Below are 25,975 nucleotides of genomic sequence, written 5' to 3'. Positions count from 1 at the left end.
TGGCAGATATGGAAAGTTTCGAGTCGGAACGAAGGCCAGGGCTTCCGCATGAAGGCCCGCACGAATCAAGGCTGAGAGCGGAAAAGGTTGTTGTAAACATTTGGCGTCTCAGGTTTACTCTCGATTTTTGCCGGACGAGAGATGCCAACGATCATGGACGCGTTTGCCGAACTGCGGGACCCGCGCTGCCGCGCCTGCCGTTATCCGTTGCAGGAAATCCTGTTTGCCGCCCTGTGCGCGGTTTTATGCGGCGTGGAGGACTGGGAAACGATGACACTGTGGGGCCGCACGCAGCTTGCTTGGCTGCGTAGCCATCTGGCGTATGAGAACGGCGTGCCGTCGCCCGATACGTTTCGCCGGGTATTCGGCGCGCTCAGTGCGAAAGCGTTTGAGCGCTGCTTCATCGACTGGGTCGGGCAACTGTGTCCGGCGCTGGCTGGCCAGCATGTGGCGATTGACGGCAAGGCGGTGCGCGGCAACCGTAGCGGCACGCATGCGGCGCTGCATTTGGTGTCGGCATGGTGCTCGAACAACGGCTTGAGCCTCGGGCAAGTGAGCACGGCCGATAAGAGCAATGAGATCACGGCGATCCCGGAATTGCTGGCCGCGCTCGATTTGCAGGGCGCGACGATAACGATCGACGCGATCGGCACGCAGCACGAGATCGCACGCACGATCGTGGAGGCCGGGGCCGACTACGTTCTGGCGGTCAAGGACAATCAGCCGCGACTGGCCGAAGGCGTGCGCCAGTGGTTTGCGGCTGCCCAGGACGGCAAGCTCGAAAGCTCGTACTGGGAGCACACCGAACATGACAAAGGCCACGGGCGGCTGGAGACCCGGGTTTGCCGGGTCAGCGATGATGTGGCGTGGCTGAGCGGGACAGGACAGCACTGGGCGGGTCTCCAGCGGCTGGTGATGCTTGAGCGCACACGCCAGATTGGCGAGAAAGTGACGACCGAGCGCTGTTACTACATCAGCTCGAAAGCGGTGAAAGCAACTGAGATGGCTCCGGTCATCCGTGCTCATTGGGGCATCGAAAACCAACTGCACTGGGTCCTCGATGTCTCGTGGGGCGAGGATGCCAGCCTGATCCGCGACACCCTGGCCGCCCGCAACATGGCCAGTCTGCGCAAAATCACACTCAATCTCGCCCGGCTGGCTCAGAGTCGGCAGCCCAAGAAGGTGAGCCTGAAGAACATCCGTAACCTCGCCGCATGGGATACCGCTATGCGTGACTCCATCCTCGGCCTTGCCTGACATGCCTCTTCATGCGGAAGCCCTGGAACGAAGGCGGCGAAGCGGTCGCGCTTGCTGCGCGCCATCCATGAGAGAGCGCAATGCGCGCGTTGTTTTTGTTGAGGCTGGGGTAAAAGGCGAAACCCCCGCCTGTGAGGGACGGGGGTTTCAAGAGGAGGAGCCTGACGATTACCTACTTTCACACGGGGATCCGCACTATCATCGGCGTGGAGTCGTTTCACGGTCCTGTTCGGGATGGGAAGGGGTGGGACCGACTCGCTATGGTCATCAGGCAAAGAGGGTTGTTGCGCTGCTTGGCAGCGCAACCAATCTTGGAAGAAGCAGTAATTTTGGGTTGTGAGGTTGTATCTCACACATACGCGGTACTTCAACCGCTGTACGTCGAGTGCCTTGCACTCGACGCTCGATATCCGTAAGCGCTGAAGCGCTAACGGCTATCGAGACAGACTTGTTATAGGATCAAGCCTTACGGGCAATTAGTATCGGTTAGCTGAACGCATTACTGCGCTTACACACCCGACCTATCAACGTCCTGGTCTCGAACGACCCTTCAAGGGGATCAAGTCCCCGGGGAAGTCTCATCTTAAGGCGAGTTTCCCGCTTAGATGCTTTCAGCGGTTATCTCTTCCGAACATAGCTACCCGGCGATGCGACTGGCGTCACAACCGGTACACCAGAGGTTCGTCCACTCCGGTCCTCTCGTACTAGGAGCAGCCCCCTTCAAACTTCCAACGCCCACGGCAGATAGGGACCAAACTGTCTCACGACGTTTTAAACCCAGCTCACGTACCTCTTTAAATGGCGAACAGCCATACCCTTGGGACCGGCTACAGCCCCAGGATGAGATGAGCCGACATCGAGGTGCCAAACACCGCCGTCGATATGAACTCTTGGGCGGTATCAGCCTGTTATCCCCAGAGTACCTTTTATCCGTTGAGCGATGGCCCTTCCATACAGAACCACCGGATCACTATGACCTGCTTTCGCACCTGCTCGACTTGTCGGTCTCGCAGTTAAGCACGCTTATGCCATTGCACTATCAGCACGATTTCCGACCGTACCTAGCGTACCTTCGTACTCCTCCGTTACGCTTTGGGAGGAGACCGCCCCAGTCAAACTGCCTACCATGCACTGTCCCCGACCCGGATCACGGGCCAAGGTTAGAACCTCAAACAAACCAGGGTGGTATTTCAAGGACGGCTCCACCGAAACTAGCGTTCCGGTTTCATAGCCTCCCACCTATCCTACACAGATCGGTTCAAAGTCCAATGCAAAGCTACAGTAAAGGTTCATGGGGTCTTTCCGTCTAGCCGCGGGTAGATTGCATCATCACAAACACTTCAACTTCGCTGAGTCTCGGGAGGAGACAGTGTGGCCATCGTTACGCCATTCGTGCAGGTCGGAACTTACCCGACAAGGAATTTCGCTACCTTAGGACCGTTATAGTTACGGCCGCCGTTTACCGGGACTTCAATCAAGAGCTTGCACCCCATCATTTAATCTTCCGGCACCGGGCAGGCGTCACACCCTATACGTCCACTTTCGTGTTTGCAGAGTGCTGTGTTTTTATTAAACAGTCGCAGCCACCAGTTTATTGCAACCCCTTCACCCTCTGCGCGCAGGCGCATCAAGCTACCAGGGCGTACCTTATCCCGAAGTTACGGTACCAATTTGCCGAGTTCCTTCTCCCGAGTTCTCTCAAGCGCCTTAGAATACTCATCTCGCCCACCTGTGTCGGTTTGCGGTACGGTCATCGTTAGACTGAAGCTTAGAGGCTTTTCTTGGAACCACTTCCAATTGCTTCGCTCCCGAAGGAGCTCGCGCCACACCCTTGAATCCTGCGCCCGGATTTGCCTAAGCGCCTTCTCCAATGCAGCGACCGGGACTTCCAACACCCGGACAACCTTCCGCGATCCGTCCCCCCATCGCATCTAACGACGGTGCAGGAATATTGACCTGCTTCCCATCAGCTACGCATTTCTGCCTCGCCTTAGGGGCCGACTCACCCTACGCCGATGAACGTTGCGTAGGAAACCTTGGGCTTACGGCGAGGGGGCCTTTCACCCCCTTTATCGCTACTCATGTCAGCATTCGCACTTCCGATACCTCCAGCACACCTTACAGTGCACCTTCGCAGGCTTACGGAACGCTCTCCTACCATGCGTGCAAGCACGCATCCGCAGCTTCGGTATATGGCTTAGCCCCGTTACATCTTCCGCGCAGGACGACTCGATCAGTGAGCTATTACGCTTTCTTTAAAGGGTGGCTGCTTCTAAGCCAACCTCCTGACTGTTTTAGCCTTCCCACTTCGTTTCCCACTTAGCCATATTTGGGGACCTTAGCTGGCGGTCTGGGTTGTTTCCCTCTTGACACCGGACGTTAGCACCCGATGTCTGTCTCCCGTGATTGCACTCTTCGGTATTCGGAGTTTGCTATGGCGGGGTAATCTGCAATAGACCCCCCAACCATGACAGTGCTCTACCCCCGAAGGTGAGACACGAGGCACTACCTAAATAGTTTTCGGAGAGAACCAGCTATTTCCAGGTTTGTTTAGCCTTTCACCCCTATCCACAGCTCATCCCCTAACTTTTCAACGTTAGTGGGTTCGGACCTCCAGTACGTGTTACCGCACCTTCATCCTGGCCATGGATAGATCACCTGGTTTCGGGTCTACGCCCAGCAACTGAACGCCCTATTCGGACTCGCTTTCGCTACGCCTGCCCTATTCGGTTAAGCTTGCTACTGAACGTAAGTCGCTGACCCATTATACAAAAGGTACGCCGTCACCCCCGAAGAGGCTCCGACTGTTTGTATGCATGCGGTTTCAGGATCTATTTCACTCCCCTCCCGGGGTTCTTTTCGCCTTTCCCTCACGGTACTGGTTCACTATCGGTCGATCACGAGTATTTAGCCTTGGAGGATGGTCCCCCCATCTTCAGACAGGATTTCACGTGTCCCGCCCTACTTGTCGTACACCTAGTTCTTTCATACTGTTTTCGCCTACAGGGCTATCACCTGCTATGGCCGCACTTTCCAGAGCGTTCGGCTAACAATACAAATAAAGAGTACAGGCTCTTCCCATTTCGCTCGCCACTACTTTGGGAATCTCGGTTGATTTCTTTTCCTGCGGTTACTTAGATGTTTCAGTTCACCGCGTTCGCCTCACATGACCTATGTATTCAGTCATGGATACTCCAAAAGGAGTGGGTTTCCCCATTCGGACATCTACGGATCAAAGCTCGTTTGCCAGCTCCCCGTAGCTTTTCGCAGGCTACCGCGTCCTTCATCGCCTGTGATCGCCAAGGCATCCACCACATGCACTTGTTCGCTTGACCCTATAACGAGTCTGTCTCTCGATCATCGTTAGCGCTTTAGCGCTTACGAGGATCCGATACAAAGTACGTTACAGGTTGAGTTCTCGCGTTGTGCCGTATTCCAAGTATGAGTTCAACCTTGCGGTTCGAATCATCTTGAGATACATCGATACAATCACAACCCGGATAACTTCCACGTCCATCTCAAAGACGCTTCCGCTATCCAAATTACTTACTTCTTCCAGATTGTTAAAGAACGACAGCCGATACAGTTGCCTGCATCACTCTGACTGGCTCAATCGCCAAGGACAAAGATTCGACTCAAGTCGAACGCTTGTCATTGAAGATTGTGGTGGAGGCAGACGGGATCGAACCGACGACCCCCTGCTTGCAAAGCAGGTGCTCTCCCAGCTGAGCTATGCCCCCGTACAGAGACACTCAGGTTCCCTTCTCGCCAGACAATTGGTGGGTCTGGTTGGATTCGAACCAACGACCCCCGCCTTATCAAGACGGTGCTCTAACCGACTGAGCTACAGACCCCTGAGTCTGTCCTGATTCACAGCCGATAAGCGTGAGCGCTCAACTTCGCGGATTTAAGCTCGAGAAAGGAGGTGATCCAGCCGCACCTTCCGATACGGCTACCTTGTTACGACTTCACCCCAGTCATGAATCCTACCGTGGTGACCGTCCTCCTTGCGGTTAGACTAGCCACTTCTGGTAAAACCCACTCCCATGGTGTGACGGGCGGTGTGTACAAGACCCGGGAACGTATTCACCGCGGCATGCTGATCCGCGATTACTAGCGATTCCAGCTTCATGCACTCGAGTTGCAGAGTGCAATCCGGACTACGATCGGTTTTCTGGGATTGGCTCCCCCTCGCGGGTTGGCGACCCTCTGTTCCGACCATTGTATGACGTGTGAAGCCCTACCCATAAGGGCCATGAGGACTTGACGTCATCCCCACCTTCCTCCGGTTTGTCACCGGCAGTCTCCTTAGAGTGCTCTTGCGTAGCAACTAAGGACAAGGGTTGCGCTCGTTGCGGGACTTAACCCAACATCTCACGACACGAGCTGACGACAGCCATGCAGCACCTGTGCGCCGGTTCTCTTTCGAGCACTCCCGCCTCTCAGCAGGATTCCGACCATGTCAAGGGTAGGTAAGGTTTTTCGCGTTGCATCGAATTAATCCACATCATCCACCGCTTGTGCGGGTCCCCGTCAATTCCTTTGAGTTTTAATCTTGCGACCGTACTCCCCAGGCGGTCAACTTCACGCGTTAGCTACGTTACTAAGGAAATGAATCCCCAACAACTAGTTGACATCGTTTAGGGCGTGGACTACCAGGGTATCTAATCCTGTTTGCTCCCCACGCTTTCGTGCATGAGCGTCAGTATTGGCCCAGGGGGCTGCCTTCGCCATCGGTATTCCTCCACATCTCTACGCATTTCACTGCTACACGTGGAATTCTACCCCCCTCTGCCATACTCTAGCCCGCCAGTCACCAATGCAGTTCCCAGGTTGAGCCCGGGGATTTCACATCGGTCTTAGCGAACCGCCTGCGCACGCTTTACGCCCAGTAATTCCGATTAACGCTCGCACCCTACGTATTACCGCGGCTGCTGGCACGTAGTTAGCCGGTGCTTATTCTTCCGGTACCGTCATCCACCCCGGTTATTCGCCAGAATGATTTCTTTCCGGACAAAAGTGCTTTACAACCCGAAGGCCTTCTTCACACACGCGGCATTGCTGGATCAGGCTTGCGCCCATTGTCCAAAATTCCCCACTGCTGCCTCCCGTAGGAGTCTGGGCCGTGTCTCAGTCCCAGTGTGGCTGGTCGTCCTCTCAGACCAGCTACTGATCGTCGCCTTGGTAGGCCTTTACCCCACCAACTAGCTAATCAGCCATCGGCCAACCCTATAGCGCGAGGCCCGAAGGTCCCCCGCTTTCATCCTCAGATCGTATGCGGTATTAATCCGGCTTTCGCCGGGCTATCCCCCACTACAGGACATGTTCCGATGTATTACTCACCCGTTCGCCACTCGCCGCCAGACCGAAGTCCGCGCTGCCGTTCGACTTGCATGTGTAAGGCATGCCGCCAGCGTTCAATCTGAGCCAGGATCAAACTCTTCAGTTCAATGCCTGTTACTGTTTTCGGTTGTTTCCAACCGGTCGCTCACTCAAAGCTGACAGGTCGTGAATTGCTTCACAAACCTGACTTACTTTAGTGTGAGACTCTTGATACTTTTGCTCGCGATCCGAAGATCGTCCGCCACATCAAGCGCCCACACTTATCGGCTGTTCATTGTTAAAGAGCATATCTGCGAGAAGATTTCACTACTTGCCACCGCCTTCTCAGCAGCGCTGCGTTGTCAGCAGCAGAGAAATGAGATTATGATCACTTATTCGCAGCGCGTCAACAACTTTTTTACCTCCGCGCCACCGAAACTTCATCATCGCCGTCTCGCGCTTCCGTTCGTCCTCGCGGTCGACCGTACTGCCCAAGCTCAAGACTTCCCACTCCCCCCTTCGCGCCGCGTTCGCCGTAGCGCGAAAGAGGCGTGATTCTATGCACATCCCCTCCCTCGCGCAAGCTCTTTTTGAGAGAAAATTTTTGTGACTCGAGTTCGGGCACGCAACAGGCCCAAAACTCGAGAGACGCAGTCACCTTTATCAGACACGCGCCGCACGCCAAGAAACATAGGAAGCGCGCGGCACTTTGCTCTTCCGTGTTCAGCGGTGCTTGAAGACGGGCTTGCGCTTCTCGACGAACGCCGCCATCCCTTCCTTCTGATCTTCGGTTGCAAACGCCGAATGGAACAAGCGGCGCTCGAAGTGCACGCCCTCGGACAAGGTCGTCTCGTACGCGCGGTTCACCGCCTCCTTCACCATCATCACGGCAGGCAGCGAGAACTCGGCGATCGTCGCCGCCGCGGCAATCGCCTCGTCCAGCAGTTTGTCCGCCGGCAATATCCGCGACACCAAACCCGCACGCTCAGCCTCCTCCGCATCCATGAAGCGAGCGGTCAAGCACATGTCCATCGCCTTCGCCTTCGACACCGCGCGCGGCAAACGCTGCGTGCCGCCCGCCCCCGGCAACACGCCGAGCTTGATTTCGGGCTGGCCGAACTTCGCCGTATCGGCCGCAAAAATGATGTCGCACATCATCGCGAGCTCGCAGCCGCCGCCCAACGCGAAACCCGCCACCGCAGCAATGATCGGCTTGCGGATCTGACGCACCGTCTCCCAGTTGCGCGTGATGTAGTCGCCCTTGAAAACATCCATATACGAATAGGTCGCCATCATCCCAATGTCGGCGCCGGCTGCGAACGCCTTCTCACTGCCCGTCAGCACGATCGCGCCGATGTCCTCGTCCGCCTCGAATGCCTTGAGCGCCAAGCCAAGTTCATCCATCAGCGCGTCGTTCAGCGCGTTCAGCGCCTTCGGACGGTTCAGCGTAATCAGCCCCACCCGGCCTCGCGTCTCCACCAGGATGTTTTCGTAAGCCATCTGCTTCTCCTCGATCAATGAAACATGAAATGCCGCACACGCACGGACGATTTGATGCTAACATTTTTCGACCAACCGGTCGGTTAATTAATAACCTCCGCCTTCCTCAACGTTCACCAAGCCTGCCGCCATGACCCATCCTCTGTTCACGAAGCATGAAGACACGCTGAAGCACGCGCTCTCCACGATCGAAACGCGCGGCTACTGGAGCCCGTTCGCCGAGATGCCGAGCCCCAAAGTGTACGGGGAAAGCGCCAATGCAGACGGCGAAGCAGCATTCAAAGCCCGACTCGACAAACCTTTCGAACTCGATCAGCCCGCCTCGGGCGGAACGGTCGGCGCCGAGCGCTCGCCATACGGTTTCGCGCTCGGCATTCGCTACCCGAAATCGTCGCCCGACGAACTGATCGCCGCCGCCGCGCAGGCACAGAGCGCGTGGCGCAAGGCCGGGCCGTCCGCCTGGGCTGGCGTGTGCCTCGAAATCCTCGCCCGGCTGAATCGTGCGAGCTTCGAAATCGCGTACAGCGTGATGCACACCACCGGACAGGCGTTCATGATGGCGTTCCAGGCGGGCGGGCCGCATGCGCAGGACCGCGCGCTCGAAGCCGTCGCCTACGCATGGCAGGAACTGCAGCGCATCCCCGCCAACGCGCACTGGGAAAAGCCGCAGGGCAAGAACCCGCCGCTCGCGATGCACAAGCGCTACATGATCGTGCCGCGCGGCGCGGGGCTCGTGCTCGGTTGCTGCACGTTTCCGACCTGGAACGGCTATCCGGGCCTGTTCGCCGATCTCGCGACCGGCAACACGGTCATCGTCAAGCCGCATCCGGGCGCGATCCTGCCGCTCGCGATCACCGTGCGCATCGCGCGCGACGTGCTGCGCGAAGCCGGCTTCGATCCGAACGTCGTCACGCTGCTCGCGACCGAAGGAAACGACGGTGCGCTCGTCCAGGAGCTCGCGCGCCGTCCGGAAATCAAGCTGATCGATTTCACCGGCAGTTCGCAAAACGGCACCTGGCTCGAACGCAACGCGCATCAGGCGCAGGTGTATACAGAGAAGGCGGGCGTCAACCAGATCGTGATCGATTCCGTCGACGATCTGAAAGCCGCCGTCAAGAACATCGCGTTCTCGCTCGCGCTCTACTCCGGCCAGATGTGCACCGCACCGCAAAACATCTATGTCCCACGCAACGGCATCCGCACCGCGGAAGGGCACGTCGGCTTCGACGACGTCGCGCAGGCCATCACCGGCGCCGTGCAGAAGCTGACGGGCGACCCGGCACGGTCGGTCGATCTCATCGGTGCACTTCAGAACGAAGGCGTCGCGGCTCGCATCGACGACGCGCGCAAGCTCGGCCGCATTCTCGCCGACAGCCAGGCCCTCGAGCATCCGGCATTCAAGGATGCACGCGTGCGCACGCCGCTCGTGCTGCAGCTCGACGTCGCGGATCGCGCAAAGTACACGCAGGAATGGTTCGGTCCGATCTCGTTCGTCATCGCGACCGATTCGACCGCGCAATCGCTCGATCTCGCCGGCTCGATCGCGGCCGAGCACGGCGCGCTCACGCTGTCCGTCTATAGCACGGACGACGCCGTCGTCGAAGCGGCGCACGAAGCGGCGGTACGCGGCGGCGTCGCGCTGTCGATCAATCTGACGGGCGGCGTGTTCGTCAATCAATCGGCGGCGTTCTCCGACTTCCACGGCACGGGCGCCAATCCGGCCGCGAACGCGTCGCTCGCCGACGCCGCGTTCGTCGCGAACCGCTTCCGCGTCGTGCAGAGCAGGCACCATGTTGCGCCGAGGGCCGTTCCTGCGGAAGCTGGCCAAACAGCATAGCCCGTTCGGCCGAGCTGCCGATCACGCGATCGTTCACTACCATGAATGAACCCGCCCGCTCGCGGGTTCACCTTTGCCGGAATTCGACATGACCGAAGCATTCCTGTGTGACGCAATCCGCACGCCCATCGGCCGCTACGGCGGCGCGCTGGCCCCGGTGCGGGCCGACGATCTCGGCGCGGTGCCGCTCAAGGCGCTCGTCGAGCGCAACCGCGACGTCGACTGGGCCGCCGTCGACGATGTCGTCTACGGCTGCGCGAACCAGGCCGGCGAGGACAACCGCAACGTCGCGCGCATGTCGCTGCTGCTCGCCGGCCTGCCCCACGCCGCGCCCGGCGCGACGGTCAACCGCCTCTGCGGCTCCGGGATGGACGCGATCGGCATCGCCGCGCGCGCGATCAAGGCGGGCGAGGCGGACCTGATGATCGCGGGCGGCGTCGAGAGCATGAGCCGCGCGCCGTTCGTCATGGGCAAGGCGACGAGCGCGTTCTCGCGGCAGGCCGAGATCTTCGATACGACGATCGGCTGGCGCTTCGTCAATCCGCTGATGAAACAGCAGTACGGCGTCGATTCGATGCCGGAGACGGCCGAGCACGTCGCGGCCGACTACCGCGTGAGCCGCGCCGACCAGGACGCGTTCGCGCTGCGCAGCCAGCAGAAGGCGGCGCGCGCGCAGGCCGACGGCACGCTCGCGCAGGAGATCGTGCCGGTGACGATCGCGCAGAAGAAGGGCGAGCCGCTCGTCGTGGCGCGCGACGAGCATCCGCGCGAGACGACGCTCGACGCGCTCGCGAAGCTCAAGGGCGTCGTGCGGGCGGACGGCACGGTGACGGCGGGCAACGCGTCGGGCGTGAACGACGGCGCATGCGCGCTGCTCGTCGCGAGCGAGGCGGCCGCGCGGCGTCACGGCCTCGCGCCGCGCGCGCGCGTGCTGGGGATCGCGACGGCGGGCGTCGAGCCGCGGGTGATGGGGATCGGCCCGGCGCCGGCGACGCAGAAGCTGCTCGCGCGGCTCGGGATGACGCTTGCGCAGTTCGACGTGATCGAGCTGAACGAGGCGTTCGCCTCGCAAGGGCTGGCGGTGCTGCGGCTGCTGGGCGTCGCGGACGACGATCCGCGCGTGAATCCGAACGGCGGCGCGATCGCGCTCGGGCATCCGCTCGGCGCGTCGGGCGCGCGGCTCGTGACGACCGCGACGTATCAACTGCATCGCACGGGCGGCCGCTTCGCGCTCTGCACGATGTGCATCGGCGTCGGGCAAGGCATCGCGATCGCGATCGAACGCGTATAAGGCTGGCCAGCAGGCGAAGGACGCATCCCGTTGATTTCGAAGATATAAGGAGACAGCCGATGTCCTACCAAGCGATTCGCATCGAAATCGATCCCGCGGCGCGGATAGCGACGATCACGCTCGACCGCCCCGACAAGCTCAACAGCTTCACGCGCGACATGCATCGCGAGTTGCAATCGGCGCTCGACGACGTGCAGGCCGCCAACGCGCGCGCATTGATTCTCACCGGCGCGGGACGCGGCTTCTGCGCGGGCCAGGATCTTGCCGACCTCGATTTCACGCCGGGGGAAATGACCGATCTCGGCGACATGATCGACGCGCATTTCAATCCGCTCATTCGCCGCCTGCAAGCGCTGCCGCTGCCCGTCATCGCGGCCGTAAACGGCACCGCGGCGGGTGCGGGCGCCAATCTCGCGTTCGCCTGCGATCTCGTCATCGCGGCGAAATCGAGCAGTTTCATTCAGTCGTTCGTGAAGATCGGCCTCGTCCCGGATTCCGGTGGCACGTGGTTCCTGCCGCAGCGCGTAGGCTTCGCCCGCGCGCTCGGCCTCGCGCTCACGGGCGACAAACTCGGCGCCGAACAGGCCGAGCGTTGGGGGCTCGTGTGGCGCGTCGTCGACGATGCCGAACTCACGGATACCGCCTTGCAGCTCGCCCGACAACTCGCACAGCAGCCGACGCGCGCGATCGCGGCAATCAAGCAAGCGATGCGGGCGGGCGTCACCAATACGCTCGACCAGCAGCTCGATCTCGAACGCGATTTTCAGCGCGAGCTCGGACAATCGTACGACTACGCGGAAGGCGTGCGCGCGTTCATCGAAAAGCGCGCCCCGCGCTTCGAAGGACGCTGAGATGGCCGAACGCTCCCCAACGGCAGCCGCCGAACGCTCCGCCGAAGCGCTCGCCCGCGCAACCGCCAATGCAATGTACGCCGCGGACGCCTGCAGCCGCGGCCTCGGCATCGAGCTGCTCGAAGTGCGGCCGGGCTACGCGCGCACGCGCATGCCGGTGCGCACCGATTTCCTGAACGGCCACCAGATCTGCCACGGCGGACTCATCTTCACGCTCGCGGATTCGACGTTCGCGTTCGCGTGCAACTCGTACAACGTCAACACGGTCGCAGCCGGCTGCTCGATCGAATTCCTGCAGCCGGTGGCAGGCGGCGACGTGCTCACCGCGGAGGCGACGGAGCAGACGCTGAACGGCCGGCACGGCATCTACGATATCCGCGTAACGAACCGGGCGGGAGAAACCGTCGCGATGTTCCGCGGCAAATCGACCCAAATCAAAGGGACGGTGATCCCTGTAGACCGTTAGCGTCCACGTACCACATAAATATATTGGAGACATCATGGCAACCTCGCTTCCGCTCGAACCGATCGAACGGGCGAGCCGCGACGAACTGCTCGCGCTTCAGCTCGACCGCCTGAAATGGTCACTCGCGCACGCATACGAGAATTCGCCCGTCTATCGGCGCAAGTTCGACGAGGCGGGCGTGCATCCGACCGATCTGAAAACGCTCGCGGATCTGAGCCGCTTTCCGTTCACGACGAAGAACGACCTGCGCGACAACTATCCGTTCGGCATGTTCGCCGTGCCGCAGGAGCGCATCTCGCGCATCCATGCTTCGTCGGGCACGACGGGCAAGCCGACCGTGGTCGGCTACACGGCGCAAGACACCGACACGTGGGCCAGTCTCGTCGCCCGCTCGATCCGCGCGGCGGGCGCGCGGCCGGGCGACAAGGTCCACGTGAGCTACGGCTACGGCCTCTTCACGGGCGGTCTCGGCGCGCATTACGGCGCGGAGCGGGCCGGGCTGACGGTGATTCCGTTCGGTGGCGGCCAGACCGAAAAGCAGGTGCAACTGATCCAGGACTTCCAGCCCGACATCATCATGGTGACACCCAGCTACATGTTGTCGATCGCCGACGAGATGGAGCGCCAACACCTTGATCCCGCCCAGTGCTCGCTGCGGATCGGCATCTTCGGCGCGGAACCGTGGACCAACGACATGCGCGTCGCGATCGAGAAGCGCATGGGCATCGACGCCGTCGATATCTACGGGCTCTCCGAAGTGATCGGCCCGGGCGTCGCGTCGGAGTGTGTCGAAACGAAGGACGGCCCGACGATCTGGGAAGATCACTTCTACCCCGAAATCATCGATCCCGACACCGGCAAAGTGCTGCCGGACGGCGAGTTCGGCGAGCTCGTGTTCACGTCGCTCACGAAGGAGGCAATGCCGATCGTCCGTTATCGGACCCGCGACCTCACGCGCCTGCTGCCCGGCACCGCGCGCACGATGCGCCGGATGGAAAAGATCACCGGCCGTTCGGACGACATGATGATCGTGCGCGGCGTGAACGTGTTTCCGACCCAGCTCGAAGAGCAATTGCTCAAGCAGCGTGCGCTCGCGCCGCACTATCAGGTTGTCCTGACGAAGGACGGGCCGCTCGACGTGCTGACGCTCAACGTCGAGCCCTGCCCGGAGACAGCGCCGGATGCGGCCGCGATCGACGCCGCACGCCGCGGGCTCGCTCACGACATCAAGTCGCTGATCGGCGTGACGGCGATCATCAACGTGTTGCCCGTCAACGGCATTGAGCGCTCGGTTGGCAAGGCGAGGCGAATCGTCGACAAGCGACGCCCGTGACACTTCGCGCATAGCGGCGGACGGCGGTACGCGCCCCGCCCCACCGCCGATCACCCGCAAACAAAGCGCACCGCCCGGCATGCGGACGAACGCGGCGCGCAATCTGCCCGCCGACCCAACGCTGCAATGCTCAAGGCGGTCACGCAATCACGCTCACGCGCCCGGCGCGCGCACGCACACACTCACGAGCCGATCATGAATTCGGGAAGAGCAGCCACATCCGTCCGGTCTGCTTCATCCGGCCGGCCTGGTCGCCCGCATCGTCGCCGAGCCCCCAGAAGTAGTCTGCCCGCACGCCGCCCTTGATCGCCGTCCCGACGTCCTGCGCGAACACGAGGCGATTGAGCGGCGCATTCGTCATCGGACGCGTCGTCTGCAGGAACACCGGCGTGCCAAGCGGGATCGACGACGGATCGACCGCGATCGAGCGCTCCGGCGTGAGCGGCACGCCGAGCGCGCCGACCGGGCCGTCCGCTCCGCCGTGGGGCACGTCCTCCTGGGACGGCATCTCGCGGAAGAACACGAATCGCGGATTCGTGTCGAGCAGCGCATCGACCCGCGACGGATTTGCGCGCGCCCACGCCTTGATTCCTTGCATCGTCGCCTGCCCGGCGCCGAGTTCGCCATGATCGAGCAGCCACTTGCCGATCGAGCGGTACGGCTGGTTGTTCGTGCCGCCGTAGCCGACCCGCATCACTGCGCCGTCGTCGAGGACGACGCGGCCCGAGCCCTGCACCTGCAGGAAGAACGCCTCGATCGGATCGTCGACCCAGACGAGCTCGTTGCCGTTCAGCGCGCCCGAGCGCATGAGCTGCCCGCGCGCCGGCATCGACGCGCCCGCGCGGTAGCCGGCGGGCCAGCGGTAGAGCGCGTACTGATACGGGCCGCGCCGCACCCGCGAGCCGTGCAGCAGCGGCTCGTAATAACCGGTCACGAGGCCGTCGAGCGTGCCGTCGTTGTTCGCGAACTGGAATGGCGTGAAGTACGTCTCGAAGAAAGTGCGGGCGCTGCCGACGTCGAGATCGTCGAGCCGCAAGGCGGCCGCGCACGCGCGCTGCCAGTTCGCCTGCCGCGCGAGGCGCGCACAATTCTGGCGCAGCGCGATCGTCGCGCCGATCAGGCTATCGTCCTGCCAGCCGGGCACCTGCTGCCACGCGACGGGCGTGAGCCGCGCAGCCGCGATCTGCCCTGGTACGATCGCGGCACCCGTGGGCCGCGACGCCTGCCGCACCGGCGTGCCGCCGCATGCGGCAAGAAGCGCCGCCACCGCGGCGGCGGCCGCCCACCCGGCAAGCCGCCGGCCAAAACCCATACAATGTCCGTTGTTGATGGAAACCGCCATGTCCGATCTGCTCGACCAATACCCGATGCTCATCTTTGCGCTGGAAGCGTTGCTGGCGCTCGCCCTACTCATCTTCATCGTCGTCTGGACGGCTTCAGGCAAGAAGAAGCCGTCCAGCCGGCACGACAAGCCCCAGCGCTGACAGCGCCCCAATCTTCCGCGACCCGGCCGCGCCGCGCGCTCAATGCAGCGTGCGCGGCATGTGCAGCGCGAATTCGTCGACGGGCGCCTCGAAGCGCTCGCCGTCCTCCGCGACGCAAAAATACGCGCCGCGCATCGTGCCGACAGGCGTCGCGATCACGGCCCAACTCGTGTACTCGAACTGCTCGCCCGGCTGCAGCAGCGGCTGGTGGCCGACGACACCGAGCCCCTTCACCTCCTGAACCTGGCTCTCGCTGTCCGTGATGATCCAGTGCCGGGCGATCAATTGCGCCGCGACCTGGCCCGTATTGCGGATCGTCAGCGTGTACGCGAATGCGTATTGACGGCGTTCGGGGTCGGATTGTTCCGGCAGATAGCTGGTCTTCACCGACACGCTGAATCGATACTGGCTCATGGTGGTCCCGTCGAGGTCGCCCGCCGCAGCCGCTGCCGAGGCGCCCGCCCCGCGCGGCCGACGCGCCGCTTTGGTTCGGCATTCTGCTTGATGAGGCCCCGGCCCGCAACCGGGCGCCGCGCGCCGCGGCGGTAGAATGACGTTTTTCCGTATCGCACCGCTCCCCACGCACTTTCCGCTCATGACGCAATTCCGCATCGCCCCCAGCATTCTGTCGGCCGACTTCGCGCGGCTCGGCGAAGAAGTCCGCAACGTCGTCGCCGCCGGCGCCGACTGGATCCACTTCGACGTGATGGACAACCACTACGTGCCGAACCTGACGATCGGCCCGCTCGTCTGCGAGGCGATCCGTCCGCACGTGCAAGTGCCGATCGACGTGCATCTGATGGTGCGCCCGGTCGACCGGATCGTGCCGGATTTCGCGAAGGCGGGCGCGAACCTGATCAGCTTCCATCCGGAAGCGTCGGACCACATCGACCGCACGCTCGGCCTGATCCGCGATCACGGCTGCAAGGCGGGCCTCGTGTTCAATCCGGCGACGCCGCTCAACTACCTCGACCACGTGATGGACCGCGTCGACCTCGTGCTGATCATGTCGGTGAATCCGGGCTTCGGCGGCCAGTCGTTCATTCCCGAGGCACTCAACAAGCTGCGCGACGCCCGCGCGCGCATCGACGCGCATGCCGCGCGCACCGGCCGCGAGATCCATCTGGAGATCGACGGCGGCGTGAAGGCCGACAACATCGCGGAGATCGCGGCAGCGGGCGCGGACACGTTCGTCGCGGGCTCGGCGATCTTCGGCCAGCCCGACTATCGCCAGGTGATCGGCGAGATGCGCGACGCGCTCGCAGCCGTCGAGCGCGCGTGAGCACGGTGCCGACGTCGCCCCTCATCGACGCGCCGCGCATCGAAGCGGCGCTCATCGACCTCGACGGCACGATGGTCGATACCGCAGACGATTTCGCGGCCGGCCTGAACGCGATGCTCGCGCAGCTCGACGCGCAGGAAACGACGCGCGAGGAGGTGATGCGCTACGTCGGCAAGGGCTCGGAGAACCTGATCCGGTGCGTGCTGACGCCGCGCTTTTCCGCAGACGACGCGAACGCGCGCTTCGACGAGGCGCTCGCGCTCTATCAAGCCGAATACGCGAAGATCAACGGCCGCCACACGCGGCTCTACCCGGACGTCGACGCAGGCTTGCGGGCGATGCGCGATGCGGGCGTCAAGCTCGCATGCGTGACGAACAAGCCGCACCGGTTCGCGGTCGAGCTGCTCGCGCAGTACGAACTCGCCGGCTACTTCCGCGCGGTGTTCGGTGGCGATAGCGTGCCGCGCAAGAAGCCCGATCCGGCGCCGATGCTCGCCGCGTGCGACGCGCTCGGCGTCGCGCCGCGCGCGACGGTCGCGATCGGCGATTCGGAGAACGACGCGCTCGCGGGCCGCGCGGCCGGGATGGCGACGCTGACGGTGCCGTACGGCTATAACCACGGCAACGCTATACAAACGATCGAATCGGATGGTATAGTCGATTCGCTTCTCGCCGCCGCGCAGCTCATCGCCGCGCACAATTCGGCGAACTCAGCGGCAAGATCAGCCACCTGACTTTTTCTTCCATCCGCATGTTTCTAAACAAAAAACGGAGTCTGAGCAGCATCGACCGGGGAGCCTGGCCCTGGCGTCGCTGGTCGCGCCAACCTCGATGAGGTACGCTGAAGCTCGTCTTCAGCCCCGTTTTTTGTTTCGCTGCGCGTCCGCGCCCCCGATCGTCGTCCAACCCGTCGGCCCTGCCGCTGTCGAACGCTTCGCGTTCGGGCTGCCTGCCGGCGCGCGACGCACGATCGCCAGGCACAGCATCCGCCGGTTCGTCCGATCCGCCCCGCGAGGGGCCGTGCTCCGGGCGCGAGCGCAGCGCCACGCGATCCCCGGCGCGCCGCGCCGATCGTCCCGACGACAGGACCGGAACATGACCGAACTCGAATTCCAATCGCTCGCCAACGAGGGCTACAACCGCATTCCGCTCATCGCCGAAGCGCTGGCCGACCTCGAAACGCCGCTTTCGCTGTATCTGAAGCTCGCGCAGCCCGAACGCGGCGGCGCCAACTCGTTCCTGCTCGAATCGGTCGTGGGCGGCGAGCGCTTCGGGCGCTACTCGTTCATCGGCCTGCCCGCGCACACGCTCGTGCGCACGAAGAACGGCGCGTCGGAGATCGTGACGGACGGCCAGGTCGTCGAGACCCACGACGGCGACCCGTTCGCATTCATCGCGAAGTTCCAGAGCCGCTTCAAGGTCGCGCAGCGCCCCGGCCTGCCGCGCTTCTGCGGCGGCCTCGCCGGCTACTTCGGCTACGACGCGGTGCGCTACATCGAGAAAAAGCTCGCGCACACCGCGCCGCGCGACGATCTCGGCCTGCCCGACATCCAGTTGCTGCTGACCGAGGAAGTCGCCGTCATCGACAATCTCGCCGGCAAGCTCTACCTGATCGTCTACGCCGATCCGACGAAGCCCGAGGCATACACGAAGGCCAGGCAGCGGCTGCGCGAGCTCAAGCACCGGCTGCGCGCGAGCGTCGTGCCGCCCGTCACGTCGGCGAGCGTGCGCACCGAGATCTATCGGGAGTTCAAGAAGGAAGATTATCTGGCCGCCGTGCGCCAGGCGAAGGAATACATCGCGGCGGGCGAACTGATGCAGATCCAGGTCGGCCAGCGCCTCACGAAGCCGTATCGCGACAACCCGCTGTCGCTGTACCGCGCGCTGCGCTCGCTGAATCCGTCGCCGTACATGTATTACTACAACTTCGGCGACTTCCACGTCGTCGGCGCGTCGCCGGAGATCCTCGTGCGCCAGGAGAAGCGCGGCGGCGACCAGATCGTGACGATCCGCCCGCTCGCCGGCACGCGGCCGCGCGGCAACACGCCCGAGCGCGACGCCGAGCTCGCGACCGAGCTGCTCAGCGATCCGAAGGAAATCGCCGAGCACGTGATGCTGATCGACCTCGCGCGCAACGACGTCGGCCGCATCGCGGAAATCGGCTCGGTTCAAGTGACCGACAAGATGGTGATCGAGAAATACTCGCACGTGCAGCACATCGTGAGCTCGGTCGAAGGCAAGTTGAAGCCCGGCATGACGAACTACGACGTGCTGCGCGCGACGTTCCCGGCCGGCACGCTGTCCGGCGCGCCGAAGGTGCGCGCGATGGAGCTGATCGACGAGCTCGAGCCGGTGAAGCGCGGGCTCTACGGCGGCGCGGTCGGCTATCTGTCGTTCTCGGGCGAGATGGATCTCGCGATCGCGATCCGCACGGGCCTCATCCACAACGGCAATCTGTACGTGCAGGCGGCGGCGGGCGTCGTTGCCGACTCGGTGCCCGAATCCGAATGGCAGGAAACCGAGAACAAGGCGCGCGCGGTGCTGCGCGCGGCCGAACAGGTGCAAGACGGCCTCGATTCCGATTTCTGACCGGAGACTGACCATGCTGCTCATGATCGACAACTACGATTCGTTCACCTACAACCTGGTCCAGTACTTCGGCGAGCTCGGCGAGGACGTGCGCACCTATCGCAACGACGAGATCACGCTCGACGAAATCGCGCGCCTGAATCCCGACACGATCTGCCTGTCGCCCGGCCCGAGCAATCCGCAGCACGCGGGGATCACGCTCGACGTACTGCGCAAGTTCGCCGGCAAGAAGCCGATCCTCGGCGTGTGCCTCGGCCATCAGGCGATCGGCGAGGCGTTCGGCGGCCGCGTCGTGCGCGCGAAGACCATCATGCACGGCAAGGTAAGCCGGATCGAGACCGACTGCCGCGGCGTGTTCGCCGATCTGCCGAAGCATTTCGACGTGACACGCTATCATTCGCTTGCGGTCGAGCGCGAATCGCTGCCCGATTGCCTGGAGATCTCGGCGTGGACCGACGACGGCGAGATCATGGGCGTGCGCCACAAGACGCTGCCCATCGAAGGCGTCCAGTTCCACCCGGAATCGATCCTGTCGGAGCACGGCCACGCGCTCCTCGAGAATTTCCTCAAGGAAGCGCGGCAAGCGGCCGCTCATTCAGCCTGACGACGGCGGACCGAATCATGACGATCACTCCCCAGGAAGCGCTGCAGCGCACGATCGAGCACCGCGAGATCTTCCACGACGAAATGCTGCACCTGATGCGGCTCATCATGCGCGGCGACATGTCGCCCGTGATGGCGGCCGCGATCATCACCGGCCTGCGCGTGAAGAAGGAGACGATCGGCGAGATCGCCGCCGCCGCGACGGTGATGCGCGAGTTCGCGCGCCACGTCGAGGTGGAGGACAACGCGAATTTCGTCGACATCGTCGGCACGGGCGGCGACGGCTCGCACACGTTCAACATCTCGACCGCGACGATGTTCGTCGCGGCGGCGGCGGGCGCGAAGGTCGCGAAGCACGGCAACCGCGGCGTGTCGAGCAAGTCCGGCAGCGCCGACGTGCTCGAGGCGCTTGGCGTGAACATCGACCTGCAGCCCGATCAGGTGGCCGCGTCGATCGCCGCAACGGGGATGGGCTTCATGTTCGCGCCGAACCATCATCCGGCGATGCGCAACATCGCGCCCGTGCGCCGCGAGCTCGGCGTGCGGACGATCTTCAACATCCTCGGGCCGCTCACCAACCCGGCCGACGCGCCGAACCAGTTGATGGGCGTGTTCCACCCGGATCTCGTCGGCATCCAGGTGCGCGTGATGCAGCGGCTCGGCGCGCGGCACGTGCTGGTCGTCTACGGCAAGGACGGGATGGACGAGGTGTCGCTCGGCGCGGCGACGCTCGTCGGCGAGCTGCGCGACGGCGAAGTGCGCGAGTACGAAATCCATCCGGAGGACTTCGGGATGCAGATGGTGTCGAACCGCACGCTGAAGGTCGAGAACGCCGACGAATCCCGCGTGATGCTGCTCGAAGCGCTCAGCAACAAGCCGGGCGTCGCGCGCGAGATCGTCACGCTGAACGCGGGCACCGCGCTCTATTCGGCGAACGTCGCGGGCTCGATCGCCGACGGCATCCAGCTCGCGCGCGAAGCGATCGCGAGCGGCCGCGCCCGCGAGAAGGTCGACGAGCTCGTGCGCTTCACGCAGCAGTTCAAGCGCTGATCCGGCGCCTCGCGCCTTGACCGAATCCGAAACCGAATCCAGCACGCAGGACACCCATGAGCGACATCCTCGACAAAATCATCGCCGTCAAGCGCGAAGAGATCGCCGCCGCGCTCAAGAGCGCGCCGCTCGAAGAACTGAAACTGCAGGCGTCGGCGCGCGATTCGCGCGACTTCGTCGGCGCGCTGCGCAGCAAGCACGCGGCAGGACGCGCCGCCGTCATCGCCGAGGTGAAGAAGGCGAGCCCGTCGAAGGGCGTGCTGCGCGAGCACTTCGTACCGGCCGACATCGCCCGCTCGTACGCGGAGCACGGCGCCGCATGCCTGTCGGTGCTGACCGACGAGCAGTTCTTCCAGGGCAGCGCGCGCTATCTCGAAGAGGCGCGCGCCGCGTGCAGCCTGCCCGTGCTGCGCAAGGACTTCATCGTCGACGCGTATCAGGTGCTCGAAGCGCGCGCGATGGGCGCGGACGCGATCCTGCTGATCGCCGCCGCGCTCGACACGCCGCTGATGCAGGATCTCGAGGCGTACGCGCATTCGCTCGGGCTCGCGGTGCTCGTCGAAGTGCACAACCGCGACGAGCTGAACGCGGCGCTCGAGCTGAACACGCCGCTCGTCGGCATCAACAACCGCAACCTGCGCACGTTCGAGACGACGATCGACACGACGCTCGGCATGCTCGACGCGATTCCGGACGACCGGATCGTCGTCACCGAGTCGGGCATCCTGTCGCGCGCGGACGTCGAGCGGATGGAAGCGGCGGGCGTGCATACCTTCCTCGTCGGCGAAGCGTTCATGCGCGCCGAGAATCCGGGCGCGGAACTCGCGCGGATGTTTTTCTGAGCAGCGCGCGATGGCGATCGAACAGGAAATCAAGCTCGCGCTGCCCGCCGCGCAAGTCGACGCGGCGCGGCGCTTTCTCGATGCGCGCGCCGGCGCTAACGGCCGCGAGATCACGCTCGTGAACGTCTACTTCGACACGCCGACGCTCGCGCTCGCGCGCGCGAAGAGCGCGCTGCGGCTGCGGTATGCGCCGCAGGGCTGGCTGCAGACGTTCAAGACGGCCGGCGTGGCCGAACGCGGGCTGCATCGCCGCCATGAGTGGGAGATGCCCGTCGCGGGCGAGGCGCTCGAGATCGACGCGCTCTGCGCCGCATGCGACGTGCCGAGCGCCGCCGACGCGCTGCGCGCCGCCGCGCCGGAGCTCATCGCGCTCTTTCGCACCGACTTCTCGCGCACGCTGTGGCGCATCGAGCACGCGGGTGCGACGATCGAGGCGGCGCTCGATCGCGGCGAAGTCGTCGCGCAAGTGGACGGCGACGTGCGCCGCGAGCCGATCTGCGAGATCGAGCTCGAACTCGTCAACGGAGACGCGGGCGCACTCGCGACGCTCGCCGGCGAAGTCGCCGCGGCGCTGCCGGGCATCGCGCCGGACAACCTGAGCAAGGCGCAGCGCGGCTATCGGCTGCGCGGCGGCGACCTGCGCGCCGACTGACCGATCTTTTTCCGCATGACCAAGCCCTCTTCGTCTCGCCCGATGCAACAACCCTCGCTGTTCGACGATCACGCTCCACCCGCGCCGCCCGCCACCAAAGGCGGCGCATCCACGACCACCCTCGAATCGCAATTCGATGCGCTGCCGCCCGACTGGCGCGCGATCGTCGAGCCGTTCGTCGCGAGCGACGCGTATGCGCCGCTCTGCCGTTTCGTCGACGGCGAGCGCGCGGCCGGCAAGGCGATTTATCCGGCCGACGTGTTCCGCGCGCTGCGGCTCACGCACCCGGACGACGTGAAGGTCGTGATTCTCGGCCAGGACCCGTATCACGGCGAGGATCGCGGCATCCCGCAGGCGCACGGGCTCGCGTTCTCGGTGCCGCCCGGCGTGCGGCCGCCGCCGTCGCTGCGCAACATCTTCAAGGAAATCTCGGCCGACTTCGGCTACGAGCCGCCCCGCCACGGCTGTCTGGACACGTGGGCGCGCCAGGGCGTGCTGCTCCTCAACACGGTGCTGACGGTCGAGCGCTCGTCGGCCGCGAGTCACGCGAAGCGCGGCTGGGAGAAATGCACCGATACGCTGATCCACGAACTCGCGACGCGCCACCGTCACCTCGTGTTCATGCTGTGGGGCGCGCACGCGCAGGCGAAGCGCGCGCTGTTCGATCCGCGCGAGCATTGCGTGCTCGAAGCGCCGCATCCGTCGCCGCTGTCCGCGCATCGCGGCTTCCTCGGCTGCCGTCATTTCGCGCTCGCGAACGACTACCTCGTGCAGCACGGGCGCGCGCCGATCGACTGGCGGCTGCCCGACGAGGCCGAGACGCTCGCTTGACGCCCGTGCGCGGCGGGCGCGCGCGGCGCCGTGCGCGATCCCGTTCACGCCGCGCGACGAACGTCCGTCGAGCTCACGCGCCCCGGCCGATATCCGGCGCATCGCAGGCACAAACAAAAGCGCCGCGAACCTTCCGGTCTGCGGCGCTTTTTTCAGTTTTTTTCAGGCTGTCGCGCAATGACGCTCAAACCGCCGCGATCGCCTCGCGAGCGTTCGCGAGCGCTTCGTTCGCCGCATCCGGCCCGAGCGCGAGGCCTTCCGCGTAGACGAACGTCACGTCGGTCATGCCGATGAAGCCGAGGAACGTCTTCAGGAACGGCGTCTGGCTGTCGGTCGGCATGCCCACGTGCTTGCCGCCGCGCGCCGACACCACGTACACCTTCTTGCCCTTGATCAGCCCTTCCGGACCTTGCGCCGTGTAGCGGAACGTGACGCCCGCGCGGGCGATCCAGTCGAAGTACGTCTTCAGTTGCGACGACACGCCGAAGTTGTACATCGGCGCGCCGATCACGATCACGTCGGCCGAGCGCAGTTCGTCGATCAGGGTGTCGCTCTTCGCAACGATCGCGTTCTGCTCGGCGCTGCGCTGGTCGGCCGGCGTGAAGAACGCGCCCAGCACCGCGTCGTCGAGGTGCGGCAGCGCGTCGGCGAGCAGGCTGCGAACCTTGACGGTCGCGCCGGGGTTGGCTTGTTGCAGCCTGGCCGTCAGTTCGTCGGCGAGCATCGTCGACTGGGCGCCTTGCGAGCGGGCGGCGGAATTGATCTGGAGAATGGTCGTCATGTCGGGCTCCGGGTTTGGTTTGCGCCAAGTGCAGCGCGAGTGACGCCATTGTGCGGATCGTCGCCGCCGCGAAAAAGCGGCGGCCGGGTGACGGATTGTTGCAATAGCGAAACAATCCGCACCCGGTTCGGCGCGATTAACGACCGCCGCGCGCCGCCGGCAGCCCGAGCCACGCGCCGCGGTGGGCGCGCGCCGCCGCGGGTTTCGGCTGTGCGGTCAGCTTGTAGCGCGCGACGTCCGGGCCGTCGAGCTTGAGTTGCGCGACGCGCAGCTCGTCGCGCCGGAACGCGTGGATTTCGACCTTGTCGCCGGCCCGGTAGCGCGCGAGCAGCGCGTCGAGGTTCGAGCCCGTCACGCGCAACCCGTCGATCGCGACGAGCGCGTCGCCCGCGGACAGCCCCGCCCGGTGCGCGGCGCCGCCTTCGTAGACGGCCGCGAGCGTGCATTCCGCACCGCCCCGGGTGCGCGCGCCGAGCGTCGGCTTCGGGGGCGCATCGGCCGGGCCGTTCGCACCCGTGTCCGGCGCGAGCGTCACGCCGAACGGCTCGAAGAGCTCGGCGAGCGGCAGCTCGCGCGTGCCGGCCACCGCGTCGTCGAAGAGGCGGCCGAGATCGACGCCCGTCGCCTCGGCGATCAGCGCCTTCACGTCGTCCTCGCCGACGCCGTGCGGCTTGCCGTGATAGAAGTCGCGCCCGAAGCGCTGCCACAGAAGCCGCATCACGTCGTCGAGCGACTTGCGGTGGCGGGTCTGCGCGCGGATCGCCAGATCGAACGCGAGCGCGACGAGCGAGCCCTTCGTGTAATAGCTGACGACCGCGTTCGTCGCGTTCTCGTCCTGCCGGTAATACTTGATCCATGCGTCGAACGAGCTTTCGGCGACGCTCTGCTTGAGCCGGCCGGCGCCGCGCTGCACGCCGGCGATCGTGCGGCCGACGAGCGCGAAATAGTCGTCCTGCGAGATGAGGCCGCTGCGCACGAGCATCAGGTCGTCGTAGTACGACGTGAAGCCCTCGAAGAGCCACAGCAGCGACGTGTAGTTCTCCCGCGACAGGTCGTACGGCGCGAACGCGGCCGGCTTGATCCGCTTCACGTTCCACGTGTGGAAGTACTCGTGGCTGCACAGGCCGAGATACGTCCGATAGCCTTCCGTCTGCGCCGCGCCCCCCTTCACCGGCAGATCCGCGCGATTGCAGACGAGCGCCGTCGACGCGCGATGCTCGAGCCCGCCGTAGCCGTCGCTGACCGCCTGCGTCATGAACACGTAGCGCGGCATCGGCGCGCGCTTCGTCTTCGGCTCGAACAGCGCGATCTGCGCTTCGCACACGCGCTTCAGGTCGGCCGCGAGCCGTTCGAGATCGAGCCCGGTCACGCGGCCCGCGATCGCGACGTCGTGCGGCACGCCGTGCGCGTCGAACGACGCGAGCGCGAATTCGCCGAGCGTGACCGGATGGTCGATCAGCTCGTCGTAGTTCTGCGCGCGGTAAGCGCCGAAGCCGTAACGCTTCGTGCCGCGCGCCTCCGGCAGCGCGGTCGCGACCCGCCAGCGCCGGTACGCGTCGCCCGCCGGACGCTCGATCGTCACCTCGCATGGCACGCCCTCGTGCCCGAGCGGCGCGAGAAACACGCTCGTGCCGTTGAAGAAGCCGCCCGTGTCGTCCAGATGCGCGGCGCGCACCGACAGGTCCCACGCGTAGACGTCGTAGCGCAGCGTGATCGGCCCGGGCGCCGGCGCGGCCTGCCAGGTCTGCTTGTCGAGCTTGCCGATCCGCAGCTTGCGGCCCGCGTCGTTGAACGCGCGCAGCGTCACGATGTTGCGCGCGAACTCGCGCACCATGTAGCTGCCCGGAATCCATACGGGCAGCGAAAAGCGCTGGCCCGCCGGATCCGGGTCGGCGAGCGTGAGCGTCACTTCGAACAGGTGCGCGGCGGGATCTTTCGGAACGATCGTGTAGCGAATCGGCTTCATCGTCGGAATCGGTCGGGGCGAGGGAGAAACGGGAACAG

Annotated in this window: 21 protein-coding genes, 2 tRNA genes and 3 rRNA genes; 16 read left to right on the top strand and 10 right to left on the bottom strand. The window is 64.1% G+C overall.

Features of this window, described 5'->3' with window-relative positions:
• Positions 1-141 precede the first annotated feature (141 nt).
• A complete protein-coding gene (locus AQ610_RS02570) occupies positions 142-1,257 on the top strand; it encodes an ISAs1 family transposase (protein WP_015601316.1) in 1,116 nt (371 codons plus the stop codon).
• Positions 1,258-1,416: 159 nt separating this feature from the next.
• Here AQ610_RS02570 and rrf read toward each other — a convergent pair.
• The 6 genes from rrf to AQ610_RS02530 form a co-directional block, all read right to left on the bottom strand.
• Positions 1,417-1,529: ribosomal RNA gene (gene rrf / locus AQ610_RS02565) — 5S ribosomal RNA — on the bottom strand.
• A 183-nt stretch (positions 1,530-1,712) separates the two neighbouring features.
• Positions 1,713-4,592 (bottom strand): 23S ribosomal RNA (locus AQ610_RS02555).
• Positions 4,593-4,921: 329 nt separating this feature from the next.
• Positions 4,922-4,997 (bottom strand) — tRNA-Ala (locus AQ610_RS02550).
• A gap of 37 nt (positions 4,998-5,034) precedes the next feature.
• Positions 5,035-5,111, bottom strand: a tRNA-Ile gene (locus AQ610_RS02545).
• A gap of 64 nt (positions 5,112-5,175) precedes the next feature.
• Positions 5,176-6,706 (bottom strand): 16S ribosomal RNA (locus tag AQ610_RS02540).
• Together the 16S, 23S and 5S rRNA genes with 2 tRNA genes alongside form the textbook arrangement of a ribosomal RNA operon.
• A 596-nt stretch (positions 6,707-7,302) precedes the next feature.
• Entirely contained in the window at positions 7,303-8,079 is a 777-nt protein-coding gene (locus AQ610_RS02530) for an enoyl-CoA hydratase (protein WP_009913691.1), read from the bottom strand.
• Between the two features lie 130 nt (positions 8,080-8,209).
• Between AQ610_RS02530 and paaN the strand changes: the two genes are divergently transcribed.
• From paaN to paaK, 5 genes are all read left to right on the top strand, one after another.
• Complete coding sequence (paaN, locus tag AQ610_RS02525; RefSeq protein WP_006029795.1) at positions 8,210-9,916, top strand: phenylacetic acid degradation protein PaaN; 1,707 nt, start codon at positions 8,210-8,212, stop codon at positions 9,914-9,916.
• An 88-nt stretch (positions 9,917-10,004) separates the two neighbouring features.
• On the top strand, positions 10,005-11,207 hold the full coding sequence (gene pcaF / locus AQ610_RS02520; protein ID WP_015600691.1) for a 3-oxoadipyl-CoA thiolase: 1,203 nt from the start codon (positions 10,005-10,007) through the stop codon (positions 11,205-11,207).
• A gap of 59 nt (positions 11,208-11,266) precedes the next feature.
• Positions 11,267-12,058 (top strand): 2-(1,2-epoxy-1,2-dihydrophenyl)acetyl-CoA isomerase PaaG, encoded by a 792-nt coding sequence (gene paaG / locus AQ610_RS02515; RefSeq protein ID WP_006029796.1) that lies wholly within the window; start codon positions 11,267-11,269, stop codon positions 12,056-12,058.
• Positions 12,059-12,131: 73 nt separating this feature from the next.
• Positions 12,132-12,524, top strand: coding sequence for a hydroxyphenylacetyl-CoA thioesterase PaaI (gene paaI / locus AQ610_RS02510; RefSeq protein ID WP_006029797.1), 393 nt, complete (start codon positions 12,132-12,134; stop codon positions 12,522-12,524).
• Positions 12,525-12,558: 34 nt separating this feature from the next.
• Positions 12,559-13,857, top strand: coding sequence for a phenylacetate--CoA ligase PaaK (paaK, locus tag AQ610_RS02505; RefSeq protein ID WP_006029798.1), 1,299 nt, complete (start codon positions 12,559-12,561; stop codon positions 13,855-13,857).
• Positions 13,858-14,050: 193 nt separating this feature from the next.
• Here paaK and mltA read toward each other — a convergent pair whose 3' ends face one another.
• Complete coding sequence (mltA, locus tag AQ610_RS02500) at positions 14,051-15,169, bottom strand: murein transglycosylase A (RefSeq protein ID WP_009913696.1); 1,119 nt, start codon at positions 15,167-15,169, stop codon at positions 14,051-14,053.
• 28 nt (positions 15,170-15,197) lie between these two features.
• On the opposite strand from mltA, the gene AQ610_RS37170 reads away from it, so the two are divergent.
• The gene (locus AQ610_RS37170) at positions 15,198-15,341 is read left to right on the top strand and encodes a hypothetical protein (protein ID WP_009913697.1); all 144 of its coding nucleotides are present in this window, start codon (positions 15,198-15,200) and stop codon (positions 15,339-15,341) included.
• 39 nt (positions 15,342-15,380) lie between these two features.
• Here AQ610_RS37170 and apaG read toward each other — a convergent pair whose 3' ends face one another.
• Entirely contained in the window at positions 15,381-15,755 is a 375-nt protein-coding gene (apaG, locus tag AQ610_RS02495) for a Co2+/Mg2+ efflux facilitator ApaG/CorD (RefSeq protein WP_006029800.1), read from the bottom strand.
• On the opposite strand from apaG, the gene AQ610_RS37165 reads away from it, so the two are divergent.
• The 9 genes from AQ610_RS37165 (at position 15,681) to AQ610_RS02455 (ending at position 23,190) form a co-directional block, all read left to right on the top strand.
• Positions 15,681-15,890, top strand: coding sequence for a hypothetical protein (locus tag AQ610_RS37165; RefSeq protein WP_009913700.1), 210 nt, complete (start codon positions 15,681-15,683; stop codon positions 15,888-15,890). The genes apaG and AQ610_RS37165 overlap by 75 nt on opposite strands.
• A gap of 46 nt (positions 15,891-15,936) precedes the next feature.
• A complete protein-coding gene (gene rpe / locus AQ610_RS02490) occupies positions 15,937-16,623 on the top strand; it encodes a ribulose-phosphate 3-epimerase (protein ID WP_006029801.1) in 687 nt (228 codons plus the stop codon).
• Between the two features lie 5 nt (positions 16,624-16,628).
• On the top strand, positions 16,629-17,357 hold the full coding sequence (locus AQ610_RS02485) for a phosphoglycolate phosphatase (protein WP_374189341.1): 729 nt from the start codon (positions 16,629-16,631) through the stop codon (positions 17,355-17,357).
• A gap of 361 nt (positions 17,358-17,718) precedes the next feature.
• Positions 17,719-19,212: an anthranilate synthase component I gene (trpE, locus tag AQ610_RS02480; RefSeq protein WP_006029804.1), complete on the top strand. Its 1,494-nt coding sequence runs from the start codon at positions 17,719-17,721 to the stop codon at positions 19,210-19,212.
• Positions 19,213-19,225: 13 nt separating this feature from the next.
• Positions 19,226-19,816, top strand: a complete 591-nt coding sequence (locus AQ610_RS02475) for an aminodeoxychorismate/anthranilate synthase component II (RefSeq protein WP_006029805.1) — start codon at positions 19,226-19,228, stop codon at positions 19,814-19,816.
• A 17-nt stretch (positions 19,817-19,833) separates the two neighbouring features.
• Positions 19,834-20,865, top strand: coding sequence for an anthranilate phosphoribosyltransferase (gene trpD / locus AQ610_RS02470; RefSeq protein ID WP_006029806.1), 1,032 nt, complete (start codon positions 19,834-19,836; stop codon positions 20,863-20,865).
• 56 nt (positions 20,866-20,921) lie between these two features.
• Positions 20,922-21,707, top strand: a complete 786-nt coding sequence (gene trpC / locus AQ610_RS02465; RefSeq protein WP_006029807.1) for an indole-3-glycerol phosphate synthase TrpC — start codon at positions 20,922-20,924, stop codon at positions 21,705-21,707.
• 10 nt (positions 21,708-21,717) lie between these two features.
• Entirely contained in the window at positions 21,718-22,359 is a 642-nt protein-coding gene (locus AQ610_RS02460; protein WP_006029808.1) for a CYTH domain-containing protein, read from the top strand.
• 42 nt (positions 22,360-22,401) lie between these two features.
• Complete coding sequence (locus AQ610_RS02455) at positions 22,402-23,190, top strand: uracil-DNA glycosylase (RefSeq protein ID WP_006029809.1); 789 nt, start codon at positions 22,402-22,404, stop codon at positions 23,188-23,190.
• A gap of 184 nt (positions 23,191-23,374) precedes the next feature.
• Here the strand turns inward: AQ610_RS02455 and AQ610_RS02450 are convergent, their stop codons facing one another.
• A complete protein-coding gene (locus tag AQ610_RS02450; protein ID WP_006029810.1) occupies positions 23,375-23,971 on the bottom strand; it encodes an FMN-dependent NADH-azoreductase in 597 nt (198 codons plus the stop codon).
• A gap of 136 nt (positions 23,972-24,107) precedes the next feature.
• Positions 24,108-25,937 (bottom strand): M61 family metallopeptidase, encoded by a 1,830-nt coding sequence (locus AQ610_RS02445; RefSeq protein ID WP_006029812.1) that lies wholly within the window; start codon positions 25,935-25,937, stop codon positions 24,108-24,110.
• Positions 25,938-25,975: the final 38 nt, after the last annotated feature.

Origin of the sequence: Burkholderia humptydooensis (genome assembly GCF_001513745.1) — a bacterium.
In the GTDB taxonomy this organism is placed as follows: Bacteria; Pseudomonadota; Gammaproteobacteria; order Burkholderiales; family Burkholderiaceae; genus Burkholderia; species Burkholderia humptydooensis.
The sequence above is the reverse complement of the archived record's forward strand: the minus strand, read 5'-3'. Positions and strand labels throughout refer to the sequence as shown.